Annotated in this window: 28 protein-coding genes; 7 read left to right on the top strand and 21 right to left on the bottom strand. The window is 67.1% G+C overall.

Features of this window, described 5'->3' with window-relative positions; genetic code table 11:
* The 3 genes from KRX52_RS12920 to KRX52_RS12910 form a co-directional block, all read left to right on the top strand.
* A partial coding sequence (locus KRX52_RS12920) for a hypothetical protein (protein WP_217682132.1) occupies nucleotides 1–208 on the top strand: 208 nt, incomplete at its 5' end.
* 194 nt (nucleotides 209–402) lie between these two features.
* Nucleotides 403–1,716 (top strand): lytic murein transglycosylase, encoded by a 1,314-nt coding sequence (locus tag KRX52_RS12915; RefSeq protein ID WP_217682131.1) that lies wholly within the window; start codon nucleotides 403–405, stop codon nucleotides 1,714–1,716.
* A gap of 239 nt (nucleotides 1,717–1,955) precedes the next feature.
* Complete coding sequence (locus tag KRX52_RS12910) at nucleotides 1,956–2,294, top strand: hypothetical protein (protein ID WP_217682130.1); 339 nt, start codon at nucleotides 1,956–1,958, stop codon at nucleotides 2,292–2,294.
* Nucleotides 2,295–2,461: 167 nt separating this feature from the next.
* Here the strand turns inward: KRX52_RS12910 and lipA are convergent, their stop codons facing one another.
* The 12 genes from lipA to KRX52_RS12850 all read right to left on the bottom strand — a co-directional run bounded on the left by lipA (nucleotide 2,462) and on the right by KRX52_RS12850 (nucleotide 13,572).
* Complete coding sequence (gene lipA / locus KRX52_RS12905; RefSeq protein ID WP_217682129.1) at nucleotides 2,462–3,439, bottom strand: lipoyl synthase; 978 nt, start codon at nucleotides 3,437–3,439, stop codon at nucleotides 2,462–2,464.
* On the bottom strand, nucleotides 3,436–4,086 hold the full coding sequence (gene lipB, locus KRX52_RS12900; protein ID WP_217682128.1) for a lipoyl(octanoyl) transferase LipB: 651 nt from the start codon (nucleotides 4,084–4,086) through the stop codon (nucleotides 3,436–3,438). The genes lipA and lipB overlap by 4 nt, the downstream gene beginning before the upstream one ends.
* Nucleotides 4,086–4,391: a DUF493 domain-containing protein gene (locus KRX52_RS12895; RefSeq protein ID WP_217682127.1), complete on the bottom strand. Its 306-nt coding sequence runs from the start codon at nucleotides 4,389–4,391 to the stop codon at nucleotides 4,086–4,088. The genes lipB and KRX52_RS12895 overlap by 1 nt, the downstream gene beginning before the upstream one ends.
* Nucleotides 4,392–4,459: 68 nt before the next feature.
* Nucleotides 4,460–5,620: a D-alanyl-D-alanine carboxypeptidase family protein gene (locus tag KRX52_RS12890; protein WP_217682126.1), complete on the bottom strand. Its 1,161-nt coding sequence runs from the start codon at nucleotides 5,618–5,620 to the stop codon at nucleotides 4,460–4,462.
* Between the two features lie 61 nt (nucleotides 5,621–5,681).
* A complete protein-coding gene (locus tag KRX52_RS12885; protein ID WP_217682125.1) occupies nucleotides 5,682–6,704 on the bottom strand; it encodes a septal ring lytic transglycosylase RlpA family protein in 1,023 nt (340 codons plus the stop codon).
* Complete coding sequence (gene mltB / locus KRX52_RS12880) at nucleotides 6,701–7,702, bottom strand: lytic murein transglycosylase B (protein WP_217682124.1); 1,002 nt, start codon at nucleotides 7,700–7,702, stop codon at nucleotides 6,701–6,703. Before mltB ends, KRX52_RS12885 begins: the two co-directional genes overlap by 4 nt.
* Before the next feature lie 34 nt (nucleotides 7,703–7,736).
* Entirely contained in the window at nucleotides 7,737–8,882 is a 1,146-nt protein-coding gene (rodA, locus tag KRX52_RS12875; RefSeq protein ID WP_437439702.1) for a rod shape-determining protein RodA, read from the bottom strand.
* On the bottom strand, nucleotides 8,872–10,791 hold the full coding sequence (gene mrdA / locus KRX52_RS12870; protein ID WP_217682123.1) for a penicillin-binding protein 2: 1,920 nt from the start codon (nucleotides 10,789–10,791) through the stop codon (nucleotides 8,872–8,874). Before mrdA ends, rodA begins: the two co-directional genes overlap by 11 nt.
* A gap of 18 nt (nucleotides 10,792–10,809) precedes the next feature.
* The gene (gene rlmH / locus KRX52_RS12865; RefSeq protein ID WP_217682122.1) at nucleotides 10,810–11,277 is read right to left on the bottom strand and encodes a 23S rRNA (pseudouridine(1915)-N(3))-methyltransferase RlmH; all 468 of its coding nucleotides are present in this window, start codon (nucleotides 11,275–11,277) and stop codon (nucleotides 10,810–10,812) included.
* A gap of 9 nt (nucleotides 11,278–11,286) precedes the next feature.
* Nucleotides 11,287–11,640: a ribosome silencing factor gene (gene rsfS, locus KRX52_RS12860; protein ID WP_217682121.1), complete on the bottom strand. Its 354-nt coding sequence runs from the start codon at nucleotides 11,638–11,640 to the stop codon at nucleotides 11,287–11,289.
* Between the two features lie 10 nt (nucleotides 11,641–11,650).
* A complete protein-coding gene (gene nadD, locus KRX52_RS12855) occupies nucleotides 11,651–12,307 on the bottom strand; it encodes a nicotinate-nucleotide adenylyltransferase (RefSeq protein ID WP_217682120.1) in 657 nt (218 codons plus the stop codon).
* On the bottom strand, nucleotides 12,307–13,572 hold the full coding sequence (locus tag KRX52_RS12850; RefSeq protein ID WP_217682119.1) for a glutamate-5-semialdehyde dehydrogenase: 1,266 nt from the start codon (nucleotides 13,570–13,572) through the stop codon (nucleotides 12,307–12,309). Before KRX52_RS12850 ends, nadD begins: the two co-directional genes overlap by 1 nt.
* A 294-nt stretch (nucleotides 13,573–13,866) precedes the next feature.
* Between KRX52_RS12850 and KRX52_RS12845 the strand changes: the two genes are divergently transcribed.
* Entirely contained in the window at nucleotides 13,867–14,586 is a 720-nt protein-coding gene (locus tag KRX52_RS12845; protein ID WP_217682148.1) for a DNA-3-methyladenine glycosylase, read from the top strand.
* The gene (locus KRX52_RS12840) at nucleotides 14,583–15,893 is read left to right on the top strand and encodes a bifunctional DedA family/phosphatase PAP2 family protein (RefSeq protein WP_217682118.1); all 1,311 of its coding nucleotides are present in this window, start codon (nucleotides 14,583–14,585) and stop codon (nucleotides 15,891–15,893) included. The genes KRX52_RS12845 and KRX52_RS12840 overlap by 4 nt, the downstream gene beginning before the upstream one ends.
* Here the strand turns inward: KRX52_RS12840 and KRX52_RS12835 are convergent, their stop codons facing one another.
* Both KRX52_RS12835 and KRX52_RS12830 read right to left on the bottom strand, forming a co-directional pair.
* Nucleotides 15,894–16,610, bottom strand: coding sequence for an LrgB family protein (locus KRX52_RS12835; protein ID WP_217682117.1), 717 nt, complete (start codon nucleotides 16,608–16,610; stop codon nucleotides 15,894–15,896).
* Entirely contained in the window at nucleotides 16,607–16,972 is a 366-nt protein-coding gene (locus KRX52_RS12830) for a CidA/LrgA family protein (protein ID WP_217682116.1), read from the bottom strand. Before KRX52_RS12830 ends, KRX52_RS12835 begins: the two co-directional genes overlap by 4 nt.
* A 136-nt stretch (nucleotides 16,973–17,108) precedes the next feature.
* Here KRX52_RS12830 and KRX52_RS12825 point away from each other — a divergent pair, with 136 nt between their 5' ends.
* Together KRX52_RS12825 and KRX52_RS12820 are read left to right on the top strand one after the other, a co-directional pair.
* On the top strand, nucleotides 17,109–17,756 hold the full coding sequence (locus tag KRX52_RS12825; RefSeq protein ID WP_217682115.1) for an oxidoreductase: 648 nt from the start codon (nucleotides 17,109–17,111) through the stop codon (nucleotides 17,754–17,756).
* Nucleotides 17,757–17,877: 121 nt separating this feature from the next.
* Nucleotides 17,878–18,264, top strand: a complete 387-nt coding sequence (locus KRX52_RS12820; RefSeq protein WP_217682114.1) for a hypothetical protein — start codon at nucleotides 17,878–17,880, stop codon at nucleotides 18,262–18,264.
* Nucleotides 18,265–18,361: 97 nt separating this feature from the next.
* Here KRX52_RS12820 and KRX52_RS12815 read toward each other — a convergent pair whose 3' ends face one another.
* The 7 genes from KRX52_RS12815 to rpsF all read right to left on the bottom strand — a co-directional run bounded on the left by KRX52_RS12815 (nucleotide 18,362) and on the right by rpsF (nucleotide 25,579).
* Nucleotides 18,362–20,644 (bottom strand): YgiQ family radical SAM protein, encoded by a 2,283-nt coding sequence (locus KRX52_RS12815; protein WP_217682113.1) that lies wholly within the window; start codon nucleotides 20,642–20,644, stop codon nucleotides 18,362–18,364.
* Between the two features lie 198 nt (nucleotides 20,645–20,842).
* Nucleotides 20,843–21,916 (bottom strand): alanine racemase, encoded by a 1,074-nt coding sequence (gene alr, locus KRX52_RS12810; RefSeq protein ID WP_217682112.1) that lies wholly within the window; start codon nucleotides 21,914–21,916, stop codon nucleotides 20,843–20,845.
* An 84-nt stretch (nucleotides 21,917–22,000) separates the two neighbouring features.
* Nucleotides 22,001–23,395 (bottom strand): replicative DNA helicase, encoded by a 1,395-nt coding sequence (dnaB, locus tag KRX52_RS12805; protein ID WP_217682111.1) that lies wholly within the window; start codon nucleotides 23,393–23,395, stop codon nucleotides 22,001–22,003.
* 115 nt (nucleotides 23,396–23,510) lie between these two features.
* Nucleotides 23,511–23,957: a 50S ribosomal protein L9 gene (rplI, locus tag KRX52_RS12800; protein ID WP_217682110.1), complete on the bottom strand. Its 447-nt coding sequence runs from the start codon at nucleotides 23,955–23,957 to the stop codon at nucleotides 23,511–23,513.
* 21 nt (nucleotides 23,958–23,978) lie between these two features.
* Complete coding sequence (locus KRX52_RS12795) at nucleotides 23,979–24,872, bottom strand: YybS family protein (RefSeq protein WP_217682109.1); 894 nt, start codon at nucleotides 24,870–24,872, stop codon at nucleotides 23,979–23,981.
* Nucleotides 24,873–24,906: 34 nt separating this feature from the next.
* Nucleotides 24,907–25,137: a 30S ribosomal protein S18 gene (rpsR, locus tag KRX52_RS12790; RefSeq protein WP_090213622.1), complete on the bottom strand. Its 231-nt coding sequence runs from the start codon at nucleotides 25,135–25,137 to the stop codon at nucleotides 24,907–24,909.
* Between the two features lie 31 nt (nucleotides 25,138–25,168).
* On the bottom strand, nucleotides 25,169–25,579 hold the full coding sequence (gene rpsF, locus KRX52_RS12785) for a 30S ribosomal protein S6 (protein WP_217682108.1): 411 nt from the start codon (nucleotides 25,577–25,579) through the stop codon (nucleotides 25,169–25,171).
* Between the last annotated feature and the right edge of the window lie 49 nt (nucleotides 25,580–25,628).

Raw genomic sequence — 25,628 nt, 5'->3', positions numbered from 1 at the left:
GGCGGGTCTGTTTGCGTTTGCCGGCGTACTCCGCATCGGCGAAGGACAGTTGCTTCATGCAAGGGGGGCTCCAGAGGGACTGGCGGCTATTTCACCAGATCGGGAAGTGTTTTTCAGACCTTCCCTAGGGTTTTTTAGTACCTTCCAAGGCCAGATCGGTTGGGGCCGTTGGGGGCTCAGGGCACCAACGGCCACGCCAATCGACTGACTGACTCGCACTGCTCGGCTGTTTCCACCGTTCCCCGCTTCGACGCAGCATGGCCGATGTGCAGCAGACATTGTGCATACCCTGGGTGAATTCGATCCGACGGACGCGGTCTACCCAGGGCCTGCCTGCCGAGGCAAAGGCCGCATGCCCATGTTAAGGTTGCCCCCTGATCCTGCTTGACCGTGGAAGTCGTCATGTCGAACCCGATCGCCGACCGTCAGTCGCGCCGTCGCCTGCTCAATGGCAGTGCGCTGCTGCTGACGCTGATCCAGCTCAGCGCCTGCGCCGAGCCCCCCATGTCCGGCGCCCCTGCCCCCGCAGCGCAGGTGCAACCGGCCCCGTCGGCCGCTGTCGCCGCGGCCCCCGTCGCCGAGGTGCAACAGAGCTTCAGCGAGTGGCGCGACGGCTTTCGCCGCGAGGCGCTGGCTGCCGGTATCGATAGCGCCACCTTCGAACGCGCCTTTGCCGGGGTGACTCCCGACCCGGCGGTGATCCGTGCCGACCGCAGCCAGCCGGAGTTCACCCGGCCGGTGTGGGAATACCTGGATAGCGCGGCGTCCCTGCCACGTGTGCGCAATGGCCAACGCCTGCTCGCCGAGCATGCCGAGACGCTGAGCATCATCGAGCAGCGCTACGGCGTCGAGCGCAACACCCTGGTTGCCATCTGGGGCATGGAGAGCAACTTCGGCGCCAATACCGGCAACATGAGCGTGATCCGCTCGCTGGCGACCCTCGCCCACGAAGGCCGCCGTCCGCAGTTCGCCCACGACCAGCTGCTCGCCGCGCTCTCGATCCTCGAGCATGGTGACGTGCAGCCACAGCGTATGCAGGGCTCTTGGGCCGGCGCGATGGGTCAGACCCAGTTCATCCCCACCACCTACCAGCGCTACGCCGTGGATTTCGATGGCGATGGCCGCCGCGATATCTGGGATTCCACTGCCGATGCGCTGGCCTCGACCGCCAACTATCTGCAGGCCTCCGGCTGGCAGACCGGGCAGAGCTGGGGCATGGAGGTGCGCCTGCCGGAGGGCTTCGACTATGCGCTGGCCGACCCGGAGCAGCGCAAGCCGCTGAGCGAATGGCTGGCGCTGGGCATCCGCCCGCTGAACGCCCCGCCGCAGGCTGCCGCCGGCGCGCAGAGCGCCAGCCTGCTGCTGCCCGCCGGCCACAATGGCCCGGCGTTCCTGGTGCTGGACAACTTCCGCAGCATCCTCAAGTACAACAACTCCACCGCCTACGCGCTGGCCATCAGCCTGCTCGGCGAGCGTTTCGGTGGCGGCGGCATGATTTACGGTAGCTGGCCGCGCTGGGAGCGGCAGCTGTCGCGCAGCGAGCGCATCGAGCTGCAGGAGCGGCTGAGCCAGCATGGCCATGAGACGGGCGCGGCCGACGGCATCATCGGCGCCAACACCCGCCGCGCGGTACGCGCCAGCCAGCAGCAGCTGGGCTGGCCGACCGATGGCTACCCGAACTATCGGCTGCTGGAGCAGCTGCGCCAGCTGCCTTGAACTTAAGCGCACACGGCGCGACGCATAGCCCTGGCAAAACCGAGGCTATGCGTTTGCCCCGTGCGCTAGCCCACCATGCATCGCACTGAAAGCGCCATCAGCCCCCAGCCGAACCACTCCCTTACCGTTCGTCGGCTCCAGGTCCTATTCGCTTCCGGCGATTCTGAAGATATTAACCTTTCTTAGACTTTAGTCTAAAATGCGTGCATCTAGACAGCCGGTCCACCGAGGACACGCACATGAACCAACCCCAGCTAAAAAACCTTCTTGATGATCTGGACTCCGCCAAGGCCGCATCCGACGGCCTAAGCCGCCTGGTGGTGACCCGCCTGGCCAAGCAGCGGATTCCCTACAAGGTGATGCTGGGTACGTTGGAGCTGAACGGCAAAGTGGTTTCGCCACACTTCTGGGTCGAGGCCAACGACTGCGTGATCGACTACCGCGCCCGTCAGCACCTGGATAATGCCAGCGCGCCCCATGGCGTGGTGCCGCTCGAAGGGCTCAAGGCGCACTATGAGGGCCAGGAAGTCGTCATCGATCCGCTGCCCGACTACCTGTTCAACCTGCTCAAGCACTGACCGGCGCGCAGCAGCGGATGCCTCCGGCATCCGCGCTCGCCCCACAACGCAAAACCCCGGCCAAGGCCGGGGTTTTGCGTTTCTGCAGATCGCTGAATGGCGCTCCTTGCGGAGCACGAACGGCTGTACAGGGCGGGGCAGACCGCAGTCCGCCCCACCTTGATCTCTCAGCTCTTCGTGTGGCCGTGGGCCTGCTGGTCGGCATGGTAGGACGAGCGCACCAGCGGACCGGAAGCGACGTTCTTGAAGCCCATCTTCGCCCCTTCCTCGGCGAACCAGGCGAAGGTGTCCGGGTGGACGAAGCGCTGCACCGCCAGGTGGTTGCGCGAGGGCTGCAGGTACTGGCCGAGGGTGAGCATGTCGATCTCGTGCTCGCGCATGCGCTGCATGGTCTCGATGACTTCCTCGTCGGTCTCGCCGAGGCCGAGCATCAGGCCCGACTTGGTCGGCACGCCCGGCACGCGCTTCTTGAACTCCTGCAGCAGGTCCAGCGACCACTCGAAGTCCGAGCCCGGTCGCGAGGACTTGTACAGGCGCGGCACGGTCTCCAGGTTGTGGTTGAACACGTCCGGCGGTTCGCTCGCGGTGATGTCGAGGGCGATTTCCATGCGCCCGCGGTAGTCCGGCACCAGGGTCTCCAGCTGCACGCCCGGCGACAGCTGGCGGATTTCGCGCAGGCAGTCGGCGAAGTGCTGGGCGCCGCCGTCGCGCAGGTCGTCGCGGTCCACCGAGGTGATCACCACGTACTTCAGGCGCAGGTCGGCGATGGCCACCGCCAGGTTCTTCGGCTCGTCCGGATCCAGGGCGTTCGGCCGGCCGTGGCCGACGTCGCAGAACGGGCAGCGGCGGGTGCAGATGTCACCCATGATCATGAAGGTGGCGGTGCCGCCGGAGAAGCATTCGCCGAGGTTCGGGCAGGAGGCCTCCTCGCACACGCTGTGCAGCTTGTGCTTGCGCAGCAGCTGCTTGATCCGCTCGACCTCCGGGGTGACCGGGATGCGCACGCGGATCCAGTCCGGCTTGCGCGGCAACTCTTCGGTCGGAATGACCTTCACCGGAATGCGCGCGACCTTCTCGGCACCGCGCAGCTTGACCCCGGCTTCAACCTTGCTCGGGCTCTGGTTGTTGTTGTCTGCAGTGCTCATGTCAGCTCCAGCCCTTGCGTGAGGGTTTCGTGTTCAGCGTAACCGAGCTGCGCCAGCAGCTGGCGAACCAGCGCGGCCTGCACCTCGGCAAAATCGATGGGTCCGGCCAGATCGCGCAGCTGGGTCATCGCCAGGCCGGCGTAGCCGCAGGGATTGATGCGCCGGAACGGCTCGAGATCCATGTCGACGTTCAACGCCAGGCCGTGAAAGGAGCGACCGTGGCGGATGCGCAGGCCGAGCGAGGCGATCTTCGCCGCGCCGACATAGACGCCGGGGGCGTCCGCCTTGGCGTAGGCCTCGACACCGTAGCCGGCGAGCAGGCCGATCAGGCTGCGCTCGATGCGGCTGACCAGCTCGCGCACACCCAGCCCCGAGCGGCGCACATCCAGCAGCAGGTAGGCGATCAGCTGGCCGGGGCCGTGGTAGGTCACCTGTCCGCCGCGGTCCACCTGCACCACCGGGATGTCGCCGGGCATCAGCAGGTGCTCGGCCTTGCCGGCCTGGCCCTGGGTGAATACCCGCTCGTGCTGCAGCAGCCAGATCTCGTCCGGAGTATCCGGGCCGCGCTCGTTGGTGAAGCGCTGCATGGCCTGCCAGACAGGCTGGTAGGGTTGCAGGCCGAGCTCGCGCACCCGCAGGGCGCTCATCAGAGCACCATGTGCACGCGGCCGGTGGCGCGCAGGTCGATATGGATCGACTGCAGCTGCTCGACGCCGGTGGCGCGGATCGCCACCTGCACCGAGACGAAACGGCCATTGCTGCTGTCGCGCAGGGTCAGGGTGGTGACATCCAGGTCCGGCGCATGACGGCGGACGATGTCGATCACCAGGTCGGCGAAGCCCTCGCCGGCATCGCCGATCACCTTGATCGGATAGCGCTCGCAGGGGAATTCGATTTTCGGAGCCTGAACTTCGGCCGTTGCAGGGGTATTGTCGGTCTTGATATCGGTCATGGTCGTGGCGGACTTGTGGCCCGCAAGGCGGACGCCCCGGATCGAGGCGTCACGCGCTGGTCAGAAGGTCAGTTGAACAAACCGTAGAAAAACAGTCGGATACTATCCCACACGCGGCGGAAGATACCACCCTCTTCGACCGCTTCGAGGGCCACCAGCGGCGCGCTGTGCAGCACCTGCTCGCCGAGGCGCACCTCGACCTTGCCGACTTCCTGGCCGGCCGCCACCGGGGCGACGATCATCGGCTGCAGGCTCATGCTGGCCTGCAGCTTGTCCAGCTGGCCGCGCGGCAGGGTCAGGGTCAGGTCCTCGGCCAGGCCGGCCTTGAGCTGACGCTCGGCGCCCTTCCACACCGGCGCCTGGGCCAGTTCGGCCCCCTTCTGGTAGAACTTGCGGGTCTCGAAGAAGCGGAAGCCGTAGGTCAGCAGCTTCTGGGTTTCGGCGGCGCGGGCCTGCTCGCTGTTGGTGCCGAACACCACGGCGATCAGGCGCTGGCCTTCACGTACTGCGGAGGCCACCAGGCAGTAGCCGGCTTCCTCGGTGTGGCCGGTCTTCAGGCCGTCGACGGTCTTGTCGCGCCACAGCAGCAGGTTGCGGTTGGGCTGCTTGATGTTGTTCCAGAAGAACTCCTTCTGCGAGTAGATCGCGTAGTGCTCGGCGTCCTCCTTGATGATCGCGCGCGCCAGCACGGCCATGTCGCGGGCCGACGAATAGTGCTCCGGATGGGGCAGGCCGGTGGCGTTCATGAAGTGGCTGTTGGTCATGCCGAGGCGCTGCGCCGTGGTGTTCATCAGGTCCGCGAAGGCGTCCTCGCTACCGGCGATATGCTCGGCCACCGCCACGCTGGCGTCGTTGCCGGACTGGATGATGATGCCGTGCAGCAGGTCGCCCAGGGCCACCTGAGTGCCGACCTGGACGAACATCCGCGAGCCGCCGGTGCGCCAGGCGTGCTCGCTGATGGTGACCTGGTCCTTCTCGCTGATCTGGCCCTTGCGGATTTCCAGGGTGGCGATGTAGGCAGTCATCAGCTTGGTCAGGCTGGCCGGCGGCAGACGCTCGTCGGAAACCTGCTCGACCAGCACGCGACCGCTGTCGGCATCCATGAGCACGTAGGCCTTGGCCGCCAGTTGTGGCGCAGCGGGAACGACCTGCTCGGCAGCCCAGGCGACGGGCGTAGCGGCGAACAGGACAAGCAGGAACAGGCGGTGCACGAAGGTGGTGATGTTCATCCGTCTCTCGAATAGCTAGGTAGGTCAATCAGGCCCTGGTGGGCATTACAGCACTGCGGTTTCAGTCCGGCCGCACCAGCGTCGGCTGGCCAAGACTGGCCACGCGCAGGGTGTCCTGCAGCTGCAGGACCTCATCCTGAGTTTCGATCGGCCCCAGCCGTACGCGGTGCAGCACCTGCTGGTTGCGCACGACCGAGCTGATAAACACCGGGGCAGTCCCCACCAGGCCGTTCAGCTTGGCCTTGAGGAGTTCCGCAGCGTCCGGGTTGGCGAAGGCGCCCACCTGGAGATACAGCCCAGCGACTGGGGCAGAAGCGTTTTTTTTTACCGCCAGTTCGACCGGCAAGACCGCGGCGGCGTGCTGTTCCGGCGGAGGCGTGTACTGCTCGATCGGCTGCGCCACGCTGCGCACCTCGGTCGGTGCCGGCAGGCTCAGCAGCTTGTTGCTGCGGTTGGCAGGCGCGCTGTTGCCGGCCAGTACCAGCGGCACCGGGCGGCCCTGCTGGGCCCACCACTGCTGCGGGTCGATACCCTCGACCTTGACCCGCGCGGTGCCCACCTCGGCATAGCCGAGCTTCTTCGCCGCGGCGAAGGACAGGTCGATGATGCGGTCGGAATAGAACGGTCCGCGGTCGTTGACCCGCAGGATCACGCTCTTGCCGTTCTCCAGGTTGGTCACTCGCACGTAGCTGGGCAGCGGCAGGGTCTTGTGCGCGGCAGTCATGCCGTACAGGTCGTAGGTCTCGCCGTTGGCGGTGGCCTGGCCGTGGAACTTGGTACCGTACCACGACGCGGTGCCGGTCACCCGATAGTTGCGCACGTCGCTGATCGGGTAGTAGGGCTTGCCGAACACCGTGTAGGGACTGGCCTTGACCGGGCCGTTGTGCGGCATCGGCACGGCATCGGGGATGCGCGAGACATCCACGTTCCACCACGGCTCGCCGTCCTTGTGCGGGCGGGCATAGTTGCCGGGTCCGGAGATGCGCTCGTCGGTCGGCGCGCGCGAGGTCGTGCAGCTGCCGAGCAGCAGGCTGACACCGATCAGCGCCAGCGGGGCCAGGGACGTCCGTAGGCGCATGCTCACGGCTCCTGACGCTGCGCCAGCAAGGCGGCGGACAGCTGATGCACGGCCAGCGAGTACATCACGCTGCGGTTGTAACGAGTGATCACGTAGAAGTTGGGCAGGCCCATCCAGAACTCGTCGCCCTGGGCGCCTTCGAGGCGGAAGGCGGTCACCGCATAGTTGTCGTTTACCGCGTCCAGCGGCGTCCAGCCCAGCTGGCGCAGGTCACCGACCGACTTGACCGGCTCCAGGCCCAGGGTCAGGCCGTCGGCGAAGCGGGTGCCGGCGACGCGCGCACGGGTCACCACCGGGTCGCCGGCGACCCAGCCGTGGCGCTGGAAGTAGCTGGCCACGCTGCCGATGGCGTCCACCGGGTTCTTCCAGATGTCGATGTGGCCGTCGTGGTCGAAGTCCACCGCATAGGCGCGGAAGCTGCTCGGCATGAACTGTGGCAGCCCCATGGCGCCGGCGTAGGAACCGGTCACGCTGAGCGGATCGACCTGCTGCTCGCGGCTGAGCAGGAGGAACTCGCGCAGCTCCTTGCGGAAGAAGTCGGCGCGCGGTGGATAGTCGAAGCCGAGGGTGGCCAGCGCGTCGATCACCCGCCAGTTACCGGTGTTGCGGCCGAAGAAGGTTTCCACGCCGATGATCGCTACGATCACCTGCGCCGGCACACCGTATTCGCGTTCGGCACGCGCCAGCGCCTCGGCATGCTGGTTCCAGAACTCGACGCCGCGGCTGATCCGCGCGTCGGTGAGGAAGATCGGCCGGTACTCCTTCCACGGCTTGACCCGTTCGGCCGGCCGCGCGATGGCGTCGAGGATCGGCTGCTTGCGCTCCACCTGGGCGAACAGCGCCTGCAGCTGGGGGGCGGCGAAGCCCTGGTCGCGGACCAGTTCGCCGATGAATTCGTCGACCACAGGCGATCCCTGATAGTCCCCGGCCAGCGCCGGAGTGGCGATGCCGATCAGGCCGACCAGGGCAATCCCTCGCCGCGCCCATGCGCGCAGTCTGTGCATCGTATGCTTCACTCTCGGATTCAAAGCGGCAGTCTCAAACCTGGGCGATCCACTTCCGGTGGGTGTGGATCGACATCAAAATGCCAAAACCAGACATCAGCGTCACCAGCGAAGTTCCGCCGTAACTGATGAAGGGCAAGGGTACTCCCACTACCGGCAGCAATCCGCTGACCATGCCGATATTGACGAACACGTAGACGAAGAAGGTCATGGTGATGCTGCCAGCCAGCAGCTTGCCGAACAAGGTCTGCGCCTGCACGGTGATGGTCAGGCCGCGGGCGATCACCAGCAGATAGACCAGCAGCAGCAGGCACACGCCCACCAGCCCGAACTCCTCGCTGAGTACGGCAATGATAAAGTCCGTGTGGCTTTCCGGCAAAAAATCCAGGTGCGACTGGGTGCCGAGCAGCCAGCCCTTGCCGAACACCCCGCCGGAACCGATCGCCGCCTTGGACTGGATGATGTTCCAGCCGGTACCCAGCGGATCGCTTTCCGGATCGAGGAAGGTGTGGATGCGCTGCTTCTGGTAGTCGTGCAGGACGAAGTACCACATGGCCACCGCGGTCGGCACCGCCGCCGCCACCGCGCCGCCGATCCACAGCCAGCGCAGCCCGGCGATGTACAGCACGAAGGCGCCGGAGGCGAGGATCAGCATGCCGGTGCCGAGATCCGGCTGCTTGAGGATCAGCACGAAGGGCACGCCGATCAGCACCAGGGCGATCAGCAGATGCTTGAGGCTGGGCGGCAGGCTGCGACTGGACAGGTACCAGGCGATGGTCAGCGGCATGATCAGCTTCATGAACTCCGAGGGCTGGAAACGGATCACCCCGGGGATGTTGATCCAGCGCGTGGCGCCCATCGCCGTGTAGCCGAAAAGCTCCACGGCGAGCAGCAGGGTTACCCCGCCGCCGTACAGCAGCGGCGCCCAGCGCGCCATGAAGCGCGGCTCCAGCTGGGCGATGACGGTCATCGCCAGCAGGCCGAGACCGAATGAGGTGGTCTGCTTGAGCAGCAACCCCCAGTGCTTGCCGCCGGCCGAATACAGCACGAACAGGCCGACGGCACCGAGGGTCAGCAGCAGCAGCAGCAGCGGGCCGTCGATGTGCAGGCGCTGCAGCAGGCTGGCGCGCCTGCGCATCACGTCCTCGCTGGACAGCGTGCGGTCGAAGTTAGTGGTCACGGGGTACCTCCGCCGCCTGCCGCGGTGCGAACTCGGCCTTGAGCCGGCCATTCTCGTCGAGCAGCCAGGCATCCAGCACCTGCTTGGCCACCGGCCCGGCTACGCCGGAGCCCGACTCGCCGTTCTCCACCATCACCGCCACCGCGATCTTCGGATCGTCGGCCGGGGCGAAGGCGACGAACAGGGCGTGGTCGCGGTGACGGTCGCGCACCTTGCTGCGGTCGTATTTCTCGCCCTGGCGAATCGCCACCACCTGCGCGGTGCCGCTCTTGCCGGCGATCAGGTAGGGCGAGCCGAGGCCGACCTTGCGTGCGGTGCCGCGCGCGCCGTGCACCACCTCGACCATGCCGTGGGTGACCAGATTCCAGTACTTCGGATCCTTGGCGACAATGTCCGGCGGCGTCTCGCGGCGCTCCAGCAGCTCGGCGTCCATCAGCTGCTCCGCACTCATGCCGTCGGCATCGCGGAGCAGGCGCGGGCGGCGCCACTGGCCGTGACTGGCGACCAGCGCGGTAGCCTGGGCCAGCTGCAGCGGCGTGGTGAGCATGTAGCCCTGGCCGATGCCGGTGATCACCGTCTCGCCGGGGTACCAGCCCTGGCGGCGGCTGATGCGTTTCCACTCGCGCGAGGGCATCAGGCCGGCGGCCTCCTCGGCGAGGTCGAGCGAGACCCGCTGACCGAGACCGAAGGCCGTCATGTACTGGTGCAGACGGTCGATGCCGAGCTTGATCGCCAGGTCGTAGAAATAGGTGTCGTTGGAGCGGGCCAGCGCCAGGTCGAGACTCACCCAGCCATCGCCGCTGCGGTTCCAGTTGCGGTACTTGTGAGTGTTGCCCGGCAGCTGGTAGTAGCCCGGATCGAAGACCCGCGTGCCGGCGTTGACCACGCCGGCGTCCAGCCCGGCCAGCGCCACCTGCGGCTTGACCGTCGAGCCGGGCGGATACAGGCCACGCAGCACGCGGTTGTACAGCGGCCGGTCGATGGAGTCGCGCAGCGCGGCGTACTCCTTGGCACCGATGCCGGTGACGAACAGGTTGGGATCGAAGCTGGGCTGGCTGGCCATGGCCAGCACGCCGCCGGTGGCCGGCTCGATGGCGATCACCGCACCGCGGCGTCCGGCCAGCGCCGCCTCAGCCGCCAGCTGCAGCTTGAGATCCAAGCTCAGGGTGATGTCCTTGCCCGGCACCGGGTCGGTGTGCTTGAGCACGCGCAGCACGCGGCCGCGGGCGTTGGTTTCGACTTCCTCGTAACCGACCTGACCGTGCAGGAGGTCCTCGTAGAACTTCTCCGCGCCGGTCTTGCCGATGTGGTGGGTGCCGCTGTAGTCCACCGGATCGAGGCGCTTGAGTTCCTGCTCGTTGATCCGCCCGACATAGCCGACCGAGTGGGCGAAGTGCTCGCCCTGGGGGTAGTGGCGGACCAGCTGGGCGACCACGTCGACCCCCGGCAAACGGAACTGGTTGACCGCGATGCGGGCGATCTGCTCCTCGCTCAGCTCGAACAGGATCGGCACCGGCTCGAAGGGCCGGCGGCCCTGGCGCAGGCGTTTCTCGAACAGACTGCGCTCCTCCGGACCGAGTTCGAGCACCTCGACGATGGTGTCGAGGGCCTGCTGCCAGTCCCCGGCGCGCTCGCGGCTCACGGTCAGGCTGAAACTCGGACGGTTGTCGGCGATGACCACCCCGTTGCGGTCGTAGATGCGCCCGCGGCTCGGTGGCAGCGGCTGCACGTGGATACGGTTGTTCTCCGCCAGGGTGGTGTGGTGCTCGTACTGGATCACCTGCAGGTAGAACAGCCGCGCGATCAGCGCACCGGTCAGCAGCAGCACGAACAGCCCGCCGACGATGGCGCGGTTGCGCACCAGACGGGCGTCGCGTTCGTGGTCCTTGAGCTGGATCGACTGCGGCATGAGAGACGGCGGGCTGCGCTACTTGTGGTACGGATGCCCGGACAACACGGTCCAGGCGCGATAAATCTGTTCGCCAAGCAGCACCCGCACCAGCGGGTGCGGCAGGGTCAACGGCGACAGCGACCAACGCTGCTCGCTGCGCGCGCACACCTCCGGCGCCAGCCCTTCCGGGCCGCCGACCATCAGGTTGACGGTGCGCGCATCGAGGCGCCAGCGGTCCAGCTCGGTAGCCAGCTGCTCGGTGCTCCACGGCTTGCCATGGACCTCGAGAGTGACCACGCGTTCCCCGGGCTGCACCCGTGCCAGCATGGCTTCGCCTTCCTGGCGGATCAGGCGGGCGACGTCGGCATTCTTGCCGCGGGTATGCAGCGGAATCTCCACCAGCTCCAGGGTCAGCTCGGGCGGCAGGCGCTTGACGTACTCCTGCCAGCCGTCCTCGACCCAGCGCGGCATGCGCGAGCCTACGGCAATCAGTCGGATGCGCATGCCCGCCGCTTACTCGTCAGCGTGCTGGGCGCGGCTCTGCTCGGCACCCTGCCACAGGCGCTCGAGGTCATAGAACTGGCGGGTGGCCGGCTGCATCACGTGCACCACCACGTTGCCGAGGTCGAGCAGACCCCACTCGCCGCTGTCCAGGCCTTCGCTGCCGATCGGCTTGACGCCCTGCGCCTTGACCTTCTCCAGCACGGTGTCGGCCAGCGACTTGACGTGACGGCTGGAGCTGCCCGAGGCGATCACCATGAAGTCGGTGATGCTGGTCTTGTCGCGCACGTCGATGGTGGTGATGTCTTGAGCTTTCATGTCTTCCAGGGCGGCAATCACCACCTGGACCAGTTGTTCGGCTTGCATTGTCAGATATTCACTCTTGAGTCGAAGGGGCGGCACGGTACAGGCCGTGCGCATGGATGTAGGCCAGCACCGCGTCGGGCACCAGAAAACGGATGGAACGGCCGCTGCCGAGGCGCTCGCGGACCTGCGTGGCGGAAATCGCCAGCGGCATCTGCCAGACGAAGGCGATCTGCCCGGCCGGTCCCTTGAGTGCCTTGGGGTCGGCCACGCTGCGCGCGGCCAGCAGGTTGCGCAGCGCATCGGGTGCCTCGCTGCCGGCGTCCGGCCGCTGCAGCACGAGGATGTGGCAGTGATCGAGCAGTTCCTGCCAGCGATGCCAGGTCGGCAGACCGCAGAAGGCATCCCAGCCGACCAGCAGCAACAATTGGACCTCGGCGCCCAGCTCGGCGCGCAACGATTCCAGGGTGTCGATGGTCCACGACGGCCTGTCGCGCCACAGCTCGCGGTCGTCCACGCTCAGCGGCGGCACATCGGCCACCGCCAGGCGCACCATGTCCAGGCGCGCCTGGGCGCTGACCTGCGGCGTGCCGCGATGCGGCGGACGCGCGCTGGGAATCAGGCGCAGCTCGTCGAGGGCGAACTGCTCGGCCACCTCCAGCGCGGCGCGCAGGTGGCCGATGTGGATCGGATCGAAGGTGCCGCCGAGCAGACCAATGCGTTGGGTCATCAGCCGCGCACGTGACCGTCGCCGAACACCACGTATTTCTCGCTGGTCAGGCCTTCCAGGCCGACCGGGCCACGTGCGTGCAGCTTGTCGGTGGAAATGCCGATCTCGGCGCCCAGACCGTACTCGAAGCCGTCGGCGAAGCGCGTCGAGGCGTTGACCATCACCGAGCTGGAGTCCACCTCGGTGAGGAAGCGCCGCGCGTCGGTGAAGCTTTCGGTGATGATCGCGTCGGTGTGCTGCGAACCGTAGTGGTTGATGTGCTCGATCGCCTGCTCCAGCGAGTCGAGCACGCGGATCGACAGGATCGCCGCGTTGTACTCGGTATGCCAGTCTTGCTCGGTCGCCTCCAGCACGTCGGCACCGAGCAGCGCCCGGGTGCGCGGGCAGCCGCGCAGCTCGACGCCCTTGGCGCGGTAGATGTCGGCCAGCGGCGGCAGCACACGAGCGGCGATGCCCTCGTGCACCAGCAGGGTTTCCATGGCGTTGCACGGCGCGTAGCGATGGGTCTTGGCGTTGTCGGCGACGCGAATCGCCTTGTCCACGTCGGCGGCGACGTCGATGTAGACGTGGCAGATGCCGTCCAGGTGCTTGATTACCGGCACCTTGGCGTCGCGGCTGATGCGCTCGATCAGGCCCTTGCCGCCGCGCGGCACGATGACGTCGACGAACTCCGGCATGGCGATCAGCGCACCCACGGCGGCGCGGTCGGTGGTTTCCACCACCTGCACGCAGGCCGCCGGCAGGCCGGCCTCGGCCAGGCCCAGCTGGATGCAGGCGGCGATGGCGCGATTGGAATGGATCGCCTCGGAGCCGCCACGCAGGATGGTGGCGTTGCCGGACTTCAGGCACAGGCTGGCGGCGTCGATGGTCACGTTGGGCCGCGACTCGTAGATGATGCCGATCACGCCCAGCGGGACGCGCATCTTGCCGACCTGGATGCCAGAGGGCAGGTAGCGCATGTCGCGGATGGTGCCGATCGGATCGGGCAGGCCGGCGACCTGGCGCAGGCCCTCGATCATGTCGTCGATGCGCGCCGGGGTCAGCGCCAGGCGGTCGAGCATGGCCTCGTCGAGGCCGTTGGCGCGGCCGTTGTCCAGATCCAGGGCGTTGGCGCGAATCAGCTCCTCGCGCGCGACATCGAGGGCGCGGGCGGCGGCCAGCAGGGCGTTGTTCTTCTGCGCGGTGGTGGCGCGAGCGGTGACGCGCGAAGCCTCGCGCGCGGCGCGACCCAGGCGGGTCATGTAATCGAGTACGGACTCGGTCATGGTCTCGGCGATCCGGCTGCGGGGAAAAAGTCCTCGATTATAGCCGCGCCACCGCCCCGAGCCCAGCGAAAGCGGGCGAGCGGCAGGAGTTGGCCACTTAGCCGAGGGGAATCGGTCGGGTACGCAGGCTGATCCGCACTGCGGGAATCGGCCCAGAATGCCGGCCGGCTGTGCGCAAACACACATCCTGCAGCCGGCGCTGCCGCCACATGACGGCCCAGCGGTATCTCTCCTGCGCCGCGATTGCCGGGGATTGCTACCATGGCACTCCGTTCAGCCGCCCATCTCGCTCTCATGCCAGCCCGACCTTCCGCTACGCCGCTGCCCTGGCCCGGCGCCCGCCCGCTGGCCGACGCCTTCTTTGACCGCGACGCCTGCCTGGTCGCCCGCGAGCTGCTCGGCAAGATCATCCGCCATCGGGTCGGCGAGCTGTGGCTGAGCGCGCGGATCATCGAGACCGAGGCCTACTACCTGACCGACAAGGGCAGCCACGCCTCGCTCGGCTACACGGAAAAGCGCCGCGCGCTGTTCCTCGACGGCGGGCACATCTACATGTACTACGCCCGCGGCGGCGACTCGCTGAACTTCAGCGCCCACGGCGCCGGCAACGCGGTGCTGATCAAGTCCGCCCTCCCCTGGCAGGATGCGGTGAGCGGCCCGGATTCGCTGGCTTGCATGCAGGCCAACAACCCCGACCGCCAGGGGCAGCCACGCCCGCGGGAGAAGCTGTGTGCCGGACAGACCCTGCTGTGCCGCACCCTCGGCCTCAAGGTGCCGGACTGGGACGGCCAGCGCTTCGACTGGCACCGGCTGTTCGTCGAGGATGTCGGCGAGCGGCCGGCGCAGATCGTACAGACCACCCGCCTGGGCATCCCCCGCGGCCGCGACGAGCATCTCGAGTACCGCTTCGTCGAGGCCGCCTATGCCCGCCACTGCACGCGCAACCCGCTGCGCCGCGGCCAGCGCGAGGGCACGGACTTCCATCTGATCGACGTCAAGGAGCAAGACGCATGAGCCAGTGGCTCGCCACCCTGACTGCCTGGCTGGGCGCCCACCCCGAATGGCTGGGCCTGGCGATCTTCCTGATCGCCTGCATCGAATGCCTGACCATCGTCGGCATCATCGTGCCGGGCACCGTGGTGTTATTCGCCGTCGCCGCCCTGGCCGGCAGCGGCGCCCTCCCCCTGTGGCAGACCCTGCTGCTCGGCTACGCCGGCGGCCTGCTCGGCGACGGCCTGTCCTACGCCCTCGGCCGGCGCTTCCACCAGGACATCCGCCGCCTGCCGCTCCTGCGCCAGCACCCGGAGTGGCTGGCCCAGGCCGAGTTCTATTTCCAGCGCTACGGCGTGGCCAGCCTGCTGATCGGCCGCTTCATCGGCCCGCTGCGGCCGATGCTGCCGACCGTGGCCGGCATGCTCGACATGCCGCTGCCGCGCTTCATCGGAGTGAGCCTGCTGGCCGCCGCCGGCTGGGCGCTGGCCTACCTGCTGCCCGGCTGGACCACCGGTGCCGCCCTGCGCCTGCCCCTGCCGGAGGGCTTCTGGTGGCAGGCCGGGCTACTGTTCGGCGCCCTGGCCGTAGTGCTCGGCCTGATCGCCCACGCCAGCCTGCGCGAGCGGCGACTGGCGGCGGCGCTGGCCGGCACACTCAGCGCACTGGTGCTGCTCGCCCTGTCCGTTGGCTGGCGCCACTTCGCAGTACTCGACCAGGCGCTGCTCGACGTGCTGCAGCAGCTGCGCACCCCCAACCTCGACCGCCTGATGGCGCAACTGACCCTCCTGGGCAACAGCAACATCCAGGTGTTCGCCGGCGCGCTGCTCGGCCTGCTGCTGGCGCTGCAGCGCCAGTGGCGCGCGCTGACCTTCGCCGCCCTGACCCTGACCGGCACCGCGCTGACCACTCTGGGCCTCAAGCAGCTGATCGGCCGCAGCCGCCCGGATATCCTGCTGCAGCCGCTGGACAGCTTCAGTCTGCCCAGCGCCCACAGCTCGGCCGCCTTCGCCCTGTGCCTGACCCTCGGCGTGCTGGCCGGTCGCGGCGCCGCCGCGCGCAGCCGCCTGGCCTGGCTGCTACTGGCTGGCCTGCCGGCCGCAGCCATCGCCCTGTCGCGGGTGTATCTCGGCGTGCACTGGCCGACCGACGTGATCGCCGGCGGCCTGCTGGCCGGCAGCGTCTGCGCCACCAGCCTGGCCCTGGTGCAGCGGCACGGTCCGCTGGCCGCCCCCGGTCCGCGCCTGTGGTGGTGGCTGGCGCCCGGCCTGTTGCTCCTCGGCCTGCTCGGCTGGCTGGCGGTCGACGGCAGCGCGCTGTACCGCTACTGATCAGGCTACCAGCGCCACCACCAGCGGCAGCAGGATCGCCGTCGCGCCCCCCATCAGGCTCATCGCCAGCGCCGAGAAGGCGCCGGTTTCCTCGCCCTCCTGCAGAGCCTGGGCGGTCCCCACCGCATGAGCGGTTATCCCCAGCGCCATGCCGCGCGCCGCCGGGCTGTGCACGCCGATGCGAGTCAACAGCCCGGGACCGCAGATCGCGCCAATCACCCCCACGATCAGCACGAATACCGCCGCCAGCGCGGCGATGCCGCCGAGCTGCTCGGCGATCAGCATGGCGATCGGCGAGGTCACCGACTTGGGCAGCACGGTCATCTGCATCACATGGTCGGCGCCGAACAGCCAGGCGAAACCGATGCCCAGCGCGGTGGCCAGGCTGCCGGCCAGCGCCAGGGTCAGCAGGACCGGCCAGAGCAACTGACGGATGCGCCTGAGGTTGAGGAACAGCGGCACCGCCAGCGCCACCGTGGCCGGACCGAGGAACACCGAAAGCATGTTCACGCTGGCGCGGTATTTGGCGTAGTCGATGCCGCACAGCAGCAGCACACCGACCACCAGGCCCATCGACAGCAGCACCGGCTGCAGGAACACCCAGCGGGTGCGCTCGAACAGCGCCAGGGCCAGTTGGTAGGCGCCGAGGGTGATGCCGAAGCCGAACAGCGGATGGTCGAGAATCGCCTGCAGGGCGGCCGTCAAAGTACCACTCATGCCCCGCCCTCCGCGCGTCGCCGCTGGCGGTCGATCAGCCTCTGCATCAGCCAGCCGGCAAACAGCATGGCCAGCAGCGTCGACAGCACCAAGGTGCCGGCCAGCGCCCAGAAATCGGCGGCAATCGCCTCGGCATAGGCCATCACCCCCACTGCCGGCGGCACCAGTAGCAGCGGCAGGTAGCGCAGCAACGCACCGCCTGCCTCGCCGATTGGCGCCGGCACCTCGCCACGCCACACCAGGAAGGCGAACAGCAGCAACATGCCGATGATCGGTCCCGGCAACATCGGCAGCAACAGCACGTTCAACCCCGTGCCCAGCAGCTGGAACAACACCAGCCAGGTGATTCCTCGCAACAGCATCACAACCCCTCCCAAGAACTTGAGTGCATTATAGGGACGAGCCCAGCAATTACACCCCAGCCTGCTTGACCACCGCGCGCCGCACATGCTGATCTAGACTGGTAACCACCGGCGCCGCACCAGGATGATCGCAGCCATGCCGCACTCCAACAGCCCCCGCAATCTGCTTATCTTCGGCGCCAGCGGCCTGACCGGCGAGCACCTGCTTGATCGCGTACTCAACGAACCCACCGTCAAGCGCGTGCTGGCGCCCAGTCGACGCCCCCTGGCGGCCCACCCGCATCTGGAAAACCCCTACGGCGATGCCGCGGATGTCCTGCCAAAACTGACGGGACCCGTGGATACCGCCTTCTGCTGCCTCGGCACGACCCTGCGCCAGGCCGGCTCCGAAAGCGCCTTCACCGCCATCGACCGCGACCTGGTGATCGCCTGCGCCCAACGCGCCCGCGAACTGGGCGCGCGCCACTTCCTGGTGCTCAGCGCGCTGGGCGCCGACCCGCAGTCGCGGGTGTTCTACAGCCGGATCAAGGGCGAGATGGAAGAAGCCCTCAAGGCGCAGGACTGGCCGCAACTGACCATCGCCCGTCCCTCCCTGCTGCTCGGCCAACGCCGCGAGCAGCGCCTGATCGAACAGGTCGCCGCGCCGATGGCGCGTATCTTGCTTGGAAAATGGCGCGGAGTCCCGGTATGCCTACTGGCTCGCGCGCTCTGGCGTCTGGCGCTGGAAGAACGCAGCGGTACACGCATCGTCGAGTCGGACGAACTGCGTCGCCTGGGGCGTTGAGACACGCTTATCACCGGGCTGTAACAATCCGTTGTTACCGTGCCGCGCAATACGAATTTGACCAACCAAGCCGCGAGCACAGCGGCGCATCCATGCCGGATGCTTGAAGAAGGGACACGTTATGACTGGATTCACTCCCTGGAAATCCCAAGACCTGAAGGGCATTGCCGTCATCGAGGCACAGCGCTGCTGGCTCAGCGAGCTGGCCGATACCCTCAGCGCACACCTGCCACTGAAGGACTCCCTGGACGCGGTCGGCGAGTGCCTGACCCACCTGCTGAGCGGCCTGCTGCAATCCATCGTCAGCGAGGAAGAAGCCTTTCTTGCCCTGGGCAGCCCGGTCGACGCCGCTCATCGCGCCGAACATAACGAGCTGTGCATGGAGGTGCTCGAACTGATCAAGCGCCACGAGTGCGGCGACAGCGTTGGCCCGCAACTGCTGCAGCGCCTGCAGGACTGGCTGACCCTGCACTGCGCAGGCACCCCGCACCACGCCGTCCTGCACTGAGACCGCCGTCGCTGCCGCCCGCCGATGGCGGCAGCGATTCTGCTTAGTTCCGTTTCGCCCTGACCACCGAGCCCGCGGCGCGGGCTGGTGGCTCTACTCAGCGTGCGCCGGGACGCTTGCCGGCCGGCTTTTTCTTGCCCTTGGCGAAAGCCTGCGCCTTGCCTTCCTCGCCCTTGCTCCACGGCTTGCTGCCATCACTGGCGCGTGGCGGCAGGCCGCTGTGCTGGGTCAGCAGCGGCCTGCCTGAGGCGACCCCACCAACCTTCTTGCTACCCACCGGGGTGGAGTTCTTGCGCCGCGCACTCTGGTAGCCGCCCTCGCCCGCCGGCTGAGTGGCTGGAATCAGCTGGTGCTTGCCGGGGCCGATCAGGTCGGCACGTCCGAGGTTCTTCAGCGCCTCGCGCAGCAGCGGCCAGTTGCTCGGGTCGTGGTAGCGCAGGAAGGCCTTGTGCAGGCGACGCTGGCGCTCGCCCTTGACGATGGCCACCCCCTCGCTCTTGTAGGTGACCTTGCGCAGCGGGTTGCGCCCCGAGTGGTACATCGCCGTGGCGGTGGCCATCGGCGACGGGTAGAAGGCCTGCACCTGGTCGGCGCGAAAGCCGTTGCGCTTGAGCCACAGGGCGAGGTTCATCATGTCCTCGTCGGTGGTGCCCGGGTGCGCGGCGATGAAGTACGGGATCAGGTACTGCTCCTTGCCCGCCTCCTTGGTGTACTTGTCGAACATCCTCTTGAAGCGGTCGAAGGTGCCGATGCCGGGCTTCATCATCTTGTCCAGCGGGCCGCGCTCGGTGTGCTCCGGAGCGATCTTCAGATAGCCGCCGACATGGTGGGTGACCAGCTCCCGGACGTACTCCGGCGACTCCACGGCGAGGTCGTAGCGCAGGCCGGAGGCGATGAGGATCTTCTTCACTCCGGGCAGCGCGCGGGCATCGCGGTACAGCTGGATCAGCGCCGAATGGTCGGTATTCAGGTTGTCGCAGATGCCCGGATAGACGCACGACGGCTTGCGGCAGGCGGCCTCGATCTCGCGGCTCTTGCAGGCGATGCGGTACATGTTGGCGGTCGGCCCGCCGAGGTCGGAGATCACCCCGGTGAAGCCCGGCACCTTGTCGCGGATCTCCTCGATCTCGCGCAGGATCGACTCCTCCGAGCGGTTCTGGATGATCCGCCCCTCGTGCTCGGTGATCGAGCAGAAGGTGCAGCCGCCGAAGCAGCCGCGCATGATGTTGACCGAGAAACGGATCATCTCGTAGGCCGGGATCTTCTCGCCGTGGTAGGCCGGGTGCGGCACGCGGGCGTAGGGCAGGCCGAAGACGTAGTCCATCTCCTCGGTGGTCAGCGGGATTGGCGGCGCATTCAGCCACACGTCGCTGTCGCCGTGACGCTGCACCAGGGCGCGGGCGTTGCCCGGATTGGTCTCCAGGTGCAGCACGCGGTTGGCATGGGCGTAGAGCACCGCGTCGCTGCGCACCTTCTCGAACGACGGCAGGCGGATCACCGTCTTGTCACGCTCCAGGCGCGGATGCGGCAGCAGCTCGACCGGCTTGGCCTCGTTGGGGTCGTCCACCTCACCGCGGTCGGCCGCCCCCTTGGCCTGCTCGATGGCGCAGACCTCGAGGTCCTGGGTGTTGACGTAGGGGTTGATGACCTTGTCGATCTTGCCGGGGCGGTCGATGCGCGTGGAGTCGAGCTCGAACCAGCCCTCCGGGGTGTCGCGGCGCACGAAGGCGGTACCGCGCACATCGCTGATCGCCTGCACCGGCTGGCCAGCGGCCAGGCGCTGCGCGACCTCGACGATGGCCCGCTCGGCGTTGCCGTACAGCAGGATGTCGGCCTTGGCGTCCATCAGGATCGAATGGCGCACCTTGTCCTGCCAGTAGTCGTAGTGGGCGATGCGCCGCAGCGAGGCCTCGATGCCACCGAGCACGATCGGCACGCCCTTGTAGGCTTCGCGGCAGCGCTGGCTGTAGACCATGCTGGCGCGGTCCGGGCGCTTGCCGGCCATGCCGCCCGGCGTGTAGGCGTCATCCGAGCGCGCCTTGCGGTCGGCGGTATAGCGGTTGATCATCGAGTCCATGTTGCCCGCCGCCACCCCGAAGAACAGGTTCGGCTCGCCGAGCTTCATAAAGTCGTCCTTCGACTGCCAGTCCGGCTGACTGATGATGCCGACGCGGAAACCCTGGGCCTCGAGCAGGCGACCGATGATCGCCATGCCGAACGACGGATGGTCGACGTAGGCATCGCCAGTGACGATGATCACGTCGCAGGAATCCCAGCCAAGCAGGTCCATCTCTTCCCGACTCATCGGCAGGAAGGGGGCGGGTCCGAAACATTCGGCCCAGTACTTGGGATAGTCGAACAGCGGCTTGGCGGCTTGCATGGCGGTGACCAGGAAATCTCGGGAGGGGGTTGGCGCGGGCGCGGAGGATAGCACAAAAAGTGAGCAAGTCCGACGCCCGGGGTCGGGATTGCGCCGCACGCCGCAGGGTGGAATATTCGCGCAGCGACTTTCCACCACGACACATCGCCGGAGCGGTGGACAAGGTGGCGCCGCTGTCCACCCAGGTGCGAGGCGAACTCAGTAGCGGTGCCGGCGCGGCACCCGTGCGGTGACCTTGCTCAGCAGCTCGTAACCGATGGTGCCGCAGGCGCCAGCCACCTCGTCCACCGGCAGTTGGGCACCCCACAGCTCCACCGGCGAGCCGACCTGCGCCTCGGGCACCGCCGAGAGATCCACCGTCAGCATGTCCATGGAAACGCGACCGACCAGCGGCACGCGCTGGCCGCAGACCAGTACCGGCGTGCCCGCCGGCGCGCTGCGCGGGTAGCCGTCGGCATAGCCGCAGCTGATGGTGCCGATGCGCGTCGGCCGCGCGGCAACCCAGCTGGCGCCGTAGCCGACGCTGTCGCCGGCCGGCACCTCGCGCACGGCGATCAGGCTGCCGCCGAGGGTCATCGCCGGCTTGAGGCCCAGCTCGGCGGCCGGGCGATCGGCGAACGGGCTGGCGCCATAGAGCATGATGCCTGGTCGCAACCAGTCCATATGCGCCCCGGGGCGGGTGAGGATGGCAGCCGAGTTGGCCAGCGAGCGGCAGTCGAACGCCAGGTCGTCCAAGCTGCGGTAGCAGTCCAGCTGAATCCGGTTGAGCGGGTGTTCGGGCTGGTCGGCACAGGCGAAGTGGCTGATCAGGTTGAGCTCGGCCACCTGCTCGGCAGCGGCCAGGCGCGCATGCCAGGCGCGCAGCTCCTCAGCCGCAAAACCCAGGCGATGCATGCCGGAATCCAGCTTGAGCCAGACGTTCAGCGGGCGATTCAGCGTGCTGCCGAGCAGCGCCTCGGCCTGCTCGCGACTCTGCACCACCACGTCCAGCGCCAGCTGCGCCGCCATCAGATACTCCTTCGCCTCGAAGCAGCCCTGCAGCAGCAGCACGCGCGCCTTGCCGTGCAGGGCGCGCACCTCGCCAGCCTCCTCCAGACAGGCGACGATGAAACCGTCGGCCTCCGGCAGGGCACTGACCACCTCGCGCGCGCCGTGGCCGTAGGCGTTGGCCTTGACCACCGCAAAGGCCAGCCGCTCCGGCGCACAGGCCTTGGCCAGCAGGTAGTTGTGGCGAATGGCGGACAGATCGATGGTGGCAACCAGCGGGCGCATGACGGTTCGGCCTCGAAACGGAAAACGGGCGCCCATCTTACCCGCTGGGCGCCCGTTTTCCTTGATCGAGCGATGGATGCGCGATCATTCGTCCTCGAAGTTGTACATCCCCGGCGCCAGGTTCTCGAAGCGTGTGTACTTGCCGAGGAAGGCCAGGCGCACGGTGCCGATCGGGCCGTTCCGCTGCTTGCCGATGATGATCTCGGCGACGCCCTTGTGCTCGGTTTCCGGGTGATACACCTCGTCGCGGTAGACGAACATGATCACGTCGGCGTCCTGCTCGATGGCGCCCGACTCGCGCAGGTCGGAGTTGATCGGGCGCTTGTTGGGCCGCTGCTCCAGCGAGCGGTTGAGCTGCGACAGGGCGATCACCGGGCAGTTGAACTCCTTGGCCAGGCCCTTCAGCGAGCGGGAGATCTCGGAAATCTCGTTGGTGCGGTTCTCGCCGCCCGAACCGCCGATCTGCATCAGCTGCAGATAGTCGACCATGATCAGCGCCAGCTCGCCATGCTCGCGCACCAGACGACGGGTGCGCGCGCGCATTTCCGAGGGCGTGATGCCGGCGGTGTCGTCGATGAACAGCTTGCGCTCGTTGAGCAGGTTGACCGCCGAGGTCAGCCGCGGCCAGTCGTCGTCGTCGAGGCGACCGGAACGCACCTTGGTCTGGTCGATGCGCCCGAGCGAAGACAGCATACGCATCACCAGCGATTCGCCTGGCATCTCCAGCGAGTACACCATCACCGCCTTGTCGCTGCGCAGCACGGCGTTCTCCACCAGGTTCATGGCGAAGGTGGTCTTGCCCATCGACGGACGGCCAGCGACGATGATCAGGTCGCCAGGCTGCAGGCCGCTGGTCTTGTCATCCAGGTCGGCGAAACCGGTGGAGATGCCGGTAATCGCCTCGTGGGTGTTGAACAGAGTGTCGATACGGTCGATGGCCTTGGCCAGCAGCTCGTTGAGGCCCACCGGGCCGCCACTCTTCGGCCGCGCCTCGGCGATCTGGAAGATCTTGCGCTCGGCCTCGTCGAGAATCTCGTCGGCACCGCGCCCCTGCGGGTTGTAGGCGCTGTCGCCGATCTCGTTGCTGATGCCGATCAGCTGACGCAGGGTGGCGCGCTCGCGGATGATCTGCGCGTAGGCCTTGATGTTGGCCACCGACGGCGTGTTCTTCGCCAGCTCGCCGAGGTAGGCCAGGCCGCCGGACTGGGCCAGTTGACCTTCCTTGTCCAGCTGCTCGGACAGGGTGACCACGTCGAACGGCTGGTTGCGCTCGGCCAGCTTGTAGATGGCGCGGAAGATCAGGCGATGATCGTGGCGGTAGAAGTCGCCGTCGGACACCAGGTCCAGCACCCGCTCCCAGGCGTTGTTGTCCAGCATCAGGCCGCCGATCACGGCCTGCTCGGCCTCGATGGAGTGCGGCGGCACCTTGAGGGCGGCGGTCTCCAGATCGTACTGTTCGGGGACGCTGATCTCGTTCATCGCTTCGCTACCGTGTTTACCGTACTGCAGAAAGACAAAGGGCACGCCTGCGAGTGCAGGGCGTGCCCGATGTTAGCTGCCCGGCATCTGGGATGCACGGGCATCGATGGCAGCCTTAGGCGGCCACCACCACCACGCGAACGGTGGCGTCGACGTCGCTGTGCAGGTGCACGGCTACGTCGTATTCGCCGACCTGACGGATGGCACCGTTGGGCAGGCGGATTTCGCTCTTGGCCACTTCAACGCCGGAGGCGGTCAGGGCGTCGGCGATGTCGTGGGTACCGATCGAACCGAACAGCTTGCCTTCATCGCCAGCGGTGGCGGTGATGGTGACTTCCAGCTCGCCCAGCTGGGCAGCGCGGGATTCGGCGTAGGCCTTCTTCTCGGCAGCCAGCTTTTCCAGCTCGGCACGACGGGCTTCGAACGCCGCAACGTTCTCGGCGCTGGCCACAGTGGCCTTGCCCTGCGGCAGCAGGTAGTTGCGACCGTAACCGGCCTTGACGTTAACCTTGTCGCCCAGGTTGCCCAGGTTGGCGATTTTTTCCAGCAGGATGATTTCCATTTGGCTTTAACCTCTTAACTTTTAACCTTCACCGTCCGTGGGCCCGTTCGCGCCATCGCGCGCCGCGCGCCCACGGAAATCAAACAGACTGTCGACAACGGCCAACACGACCAACAACGGATACACCAGCTGCATGAACAACAGCAGCGAGACGTACAAACCCACCAGCCAGAAGCGCGCCAGCCGCTGCTGCGCCACCAGCCCGTGCAGCAGGGCCACTCCGGCAAACGCCAGCGGCACACTGCACAACGGTGTCAGCATGGCCAGCTCGATGCTCAGTCCCGGCAGCAGGAAAATCCCCACCAGCAAGGACACGGCCATCGGTGCCGGCAGGCGGACGGCGCGAAACTCGCGACCGAAACCGCCCGGGTTGTACAGCAACGCCTGCCAGTAACGACCCAGCAGCACACAGAGCAGGCTGAGCAGTTGCAGCAGGCCGGCCATCAGGCCTGTCAGCACCGGCGCCAGCAGCTCGCCGATCCGCACCTTCTCGTCTGCCGTCATCTGCCGGTAGTTCTCGCCCAGCATCTGCGGCATCAGCTCGAGCAGCTCGCTAGCGTTACGCTTGACCACCTCGCCGAACACGGCATCGATGATCACGCCATACAGCACGCCGAGCAGCACGCTGGCCAGCAGTACCCGCGTCCAGGAGACGCTGACCCGCAGTACCAGTGCCAACGCCAGACTGCCGGACAACACCAGCAGCGGCCGCGGTTCGCCGAAGTACCACCACAGCAAGGTCGGCAACAGCGCCCAGAGCACGATCCCCAAGGCATCGTTCAGACCACGCCGCAGCAGAACCAGCGAGCCCGCCGCAGCGCTCACCCAGAACAGCAGGGGCAGCGCCGCTGCGACGACCACCGCAAGGGTAGCCTGCAGGCGGCCGCGCATGACGAAGTCAGCTAGTGCCCGCATGAATTACATCCGTTGACCTGTCGACGTCCGGGTCTCAACGACCGTGGCTGTCGGTGTAGGGCAGCAGGGCCAGGTAGCGGGCGCGCTTGATCGCGGTAGCCAGCTGACGCTGATATTTGGCTTTGGTGCCGGTGATACGGCTCGGAACGATCTTGCCGGTTTCGGAGACGTAGGCCTTCAGGGTGTTGAGATCCTTGTAATCGATCTCCAGAACGCCTTCAGCGGTGAAACGGCAGAACTTACGACGACGGAAAAAACGTGCCATGAAAGTGGCTCCTCAATACTGGTTACGAAGATTACTCGTCGGCGCTGTCGCCGTCGCTGCCTTCAGCGGCGCCTTCGGCGCTGTCGCTACGGTCACGACGCTCGCGGCGCTCGTTGCGGCTTTCTTCGGCCTTGAGCATCTCGGATTGTTCGGTCACGGCTTCGTCGCGACGGATCACCAGGTTGCGGATCACGGCGTCGTTGTAGCGGAAGTTGTCTTCCAGCTCGGCCAGGGCAGCACCGCTGCACTCGACGTTCATCAGAACGTAGTGAGCCTTGTGCACGTTGTCGATGGCGTAAGCCAGCTGACGACGGCCCCAGTCTTCCAGGCGGTGAACCTTGCCGCCGTCTTCTTCGATGGTCTTGGTGTAACGCTCGACCATACCGCCAACCTGCTCACTCTGATCCGGGTGAACCAGGAAGACGATTTCGTAATGACGCATAAATGCTCCTTACGGTTATGCAGCCTGCCGCCAGGGCGGTCAGGCAAGG

Origin of the sequence: Geopseudomonas aromaticivorans (assembly GCF_019097855.1) — a bacterium.
In the GTDB taxonomy this organism is placed as follows: domain Bacteria; phylum Pseudomonadota; class Gammaproteobacteria; order Pseudomonadales; family Pseudomonadaceae; genus Geopseudomonas; species Geopseudomonas aromaticivorans.
The sequence above is the reverse complement of the archived record's forward strand: the minus strand, read 5'-3'. Positions and strand labels throughout refer to the sequence as shown.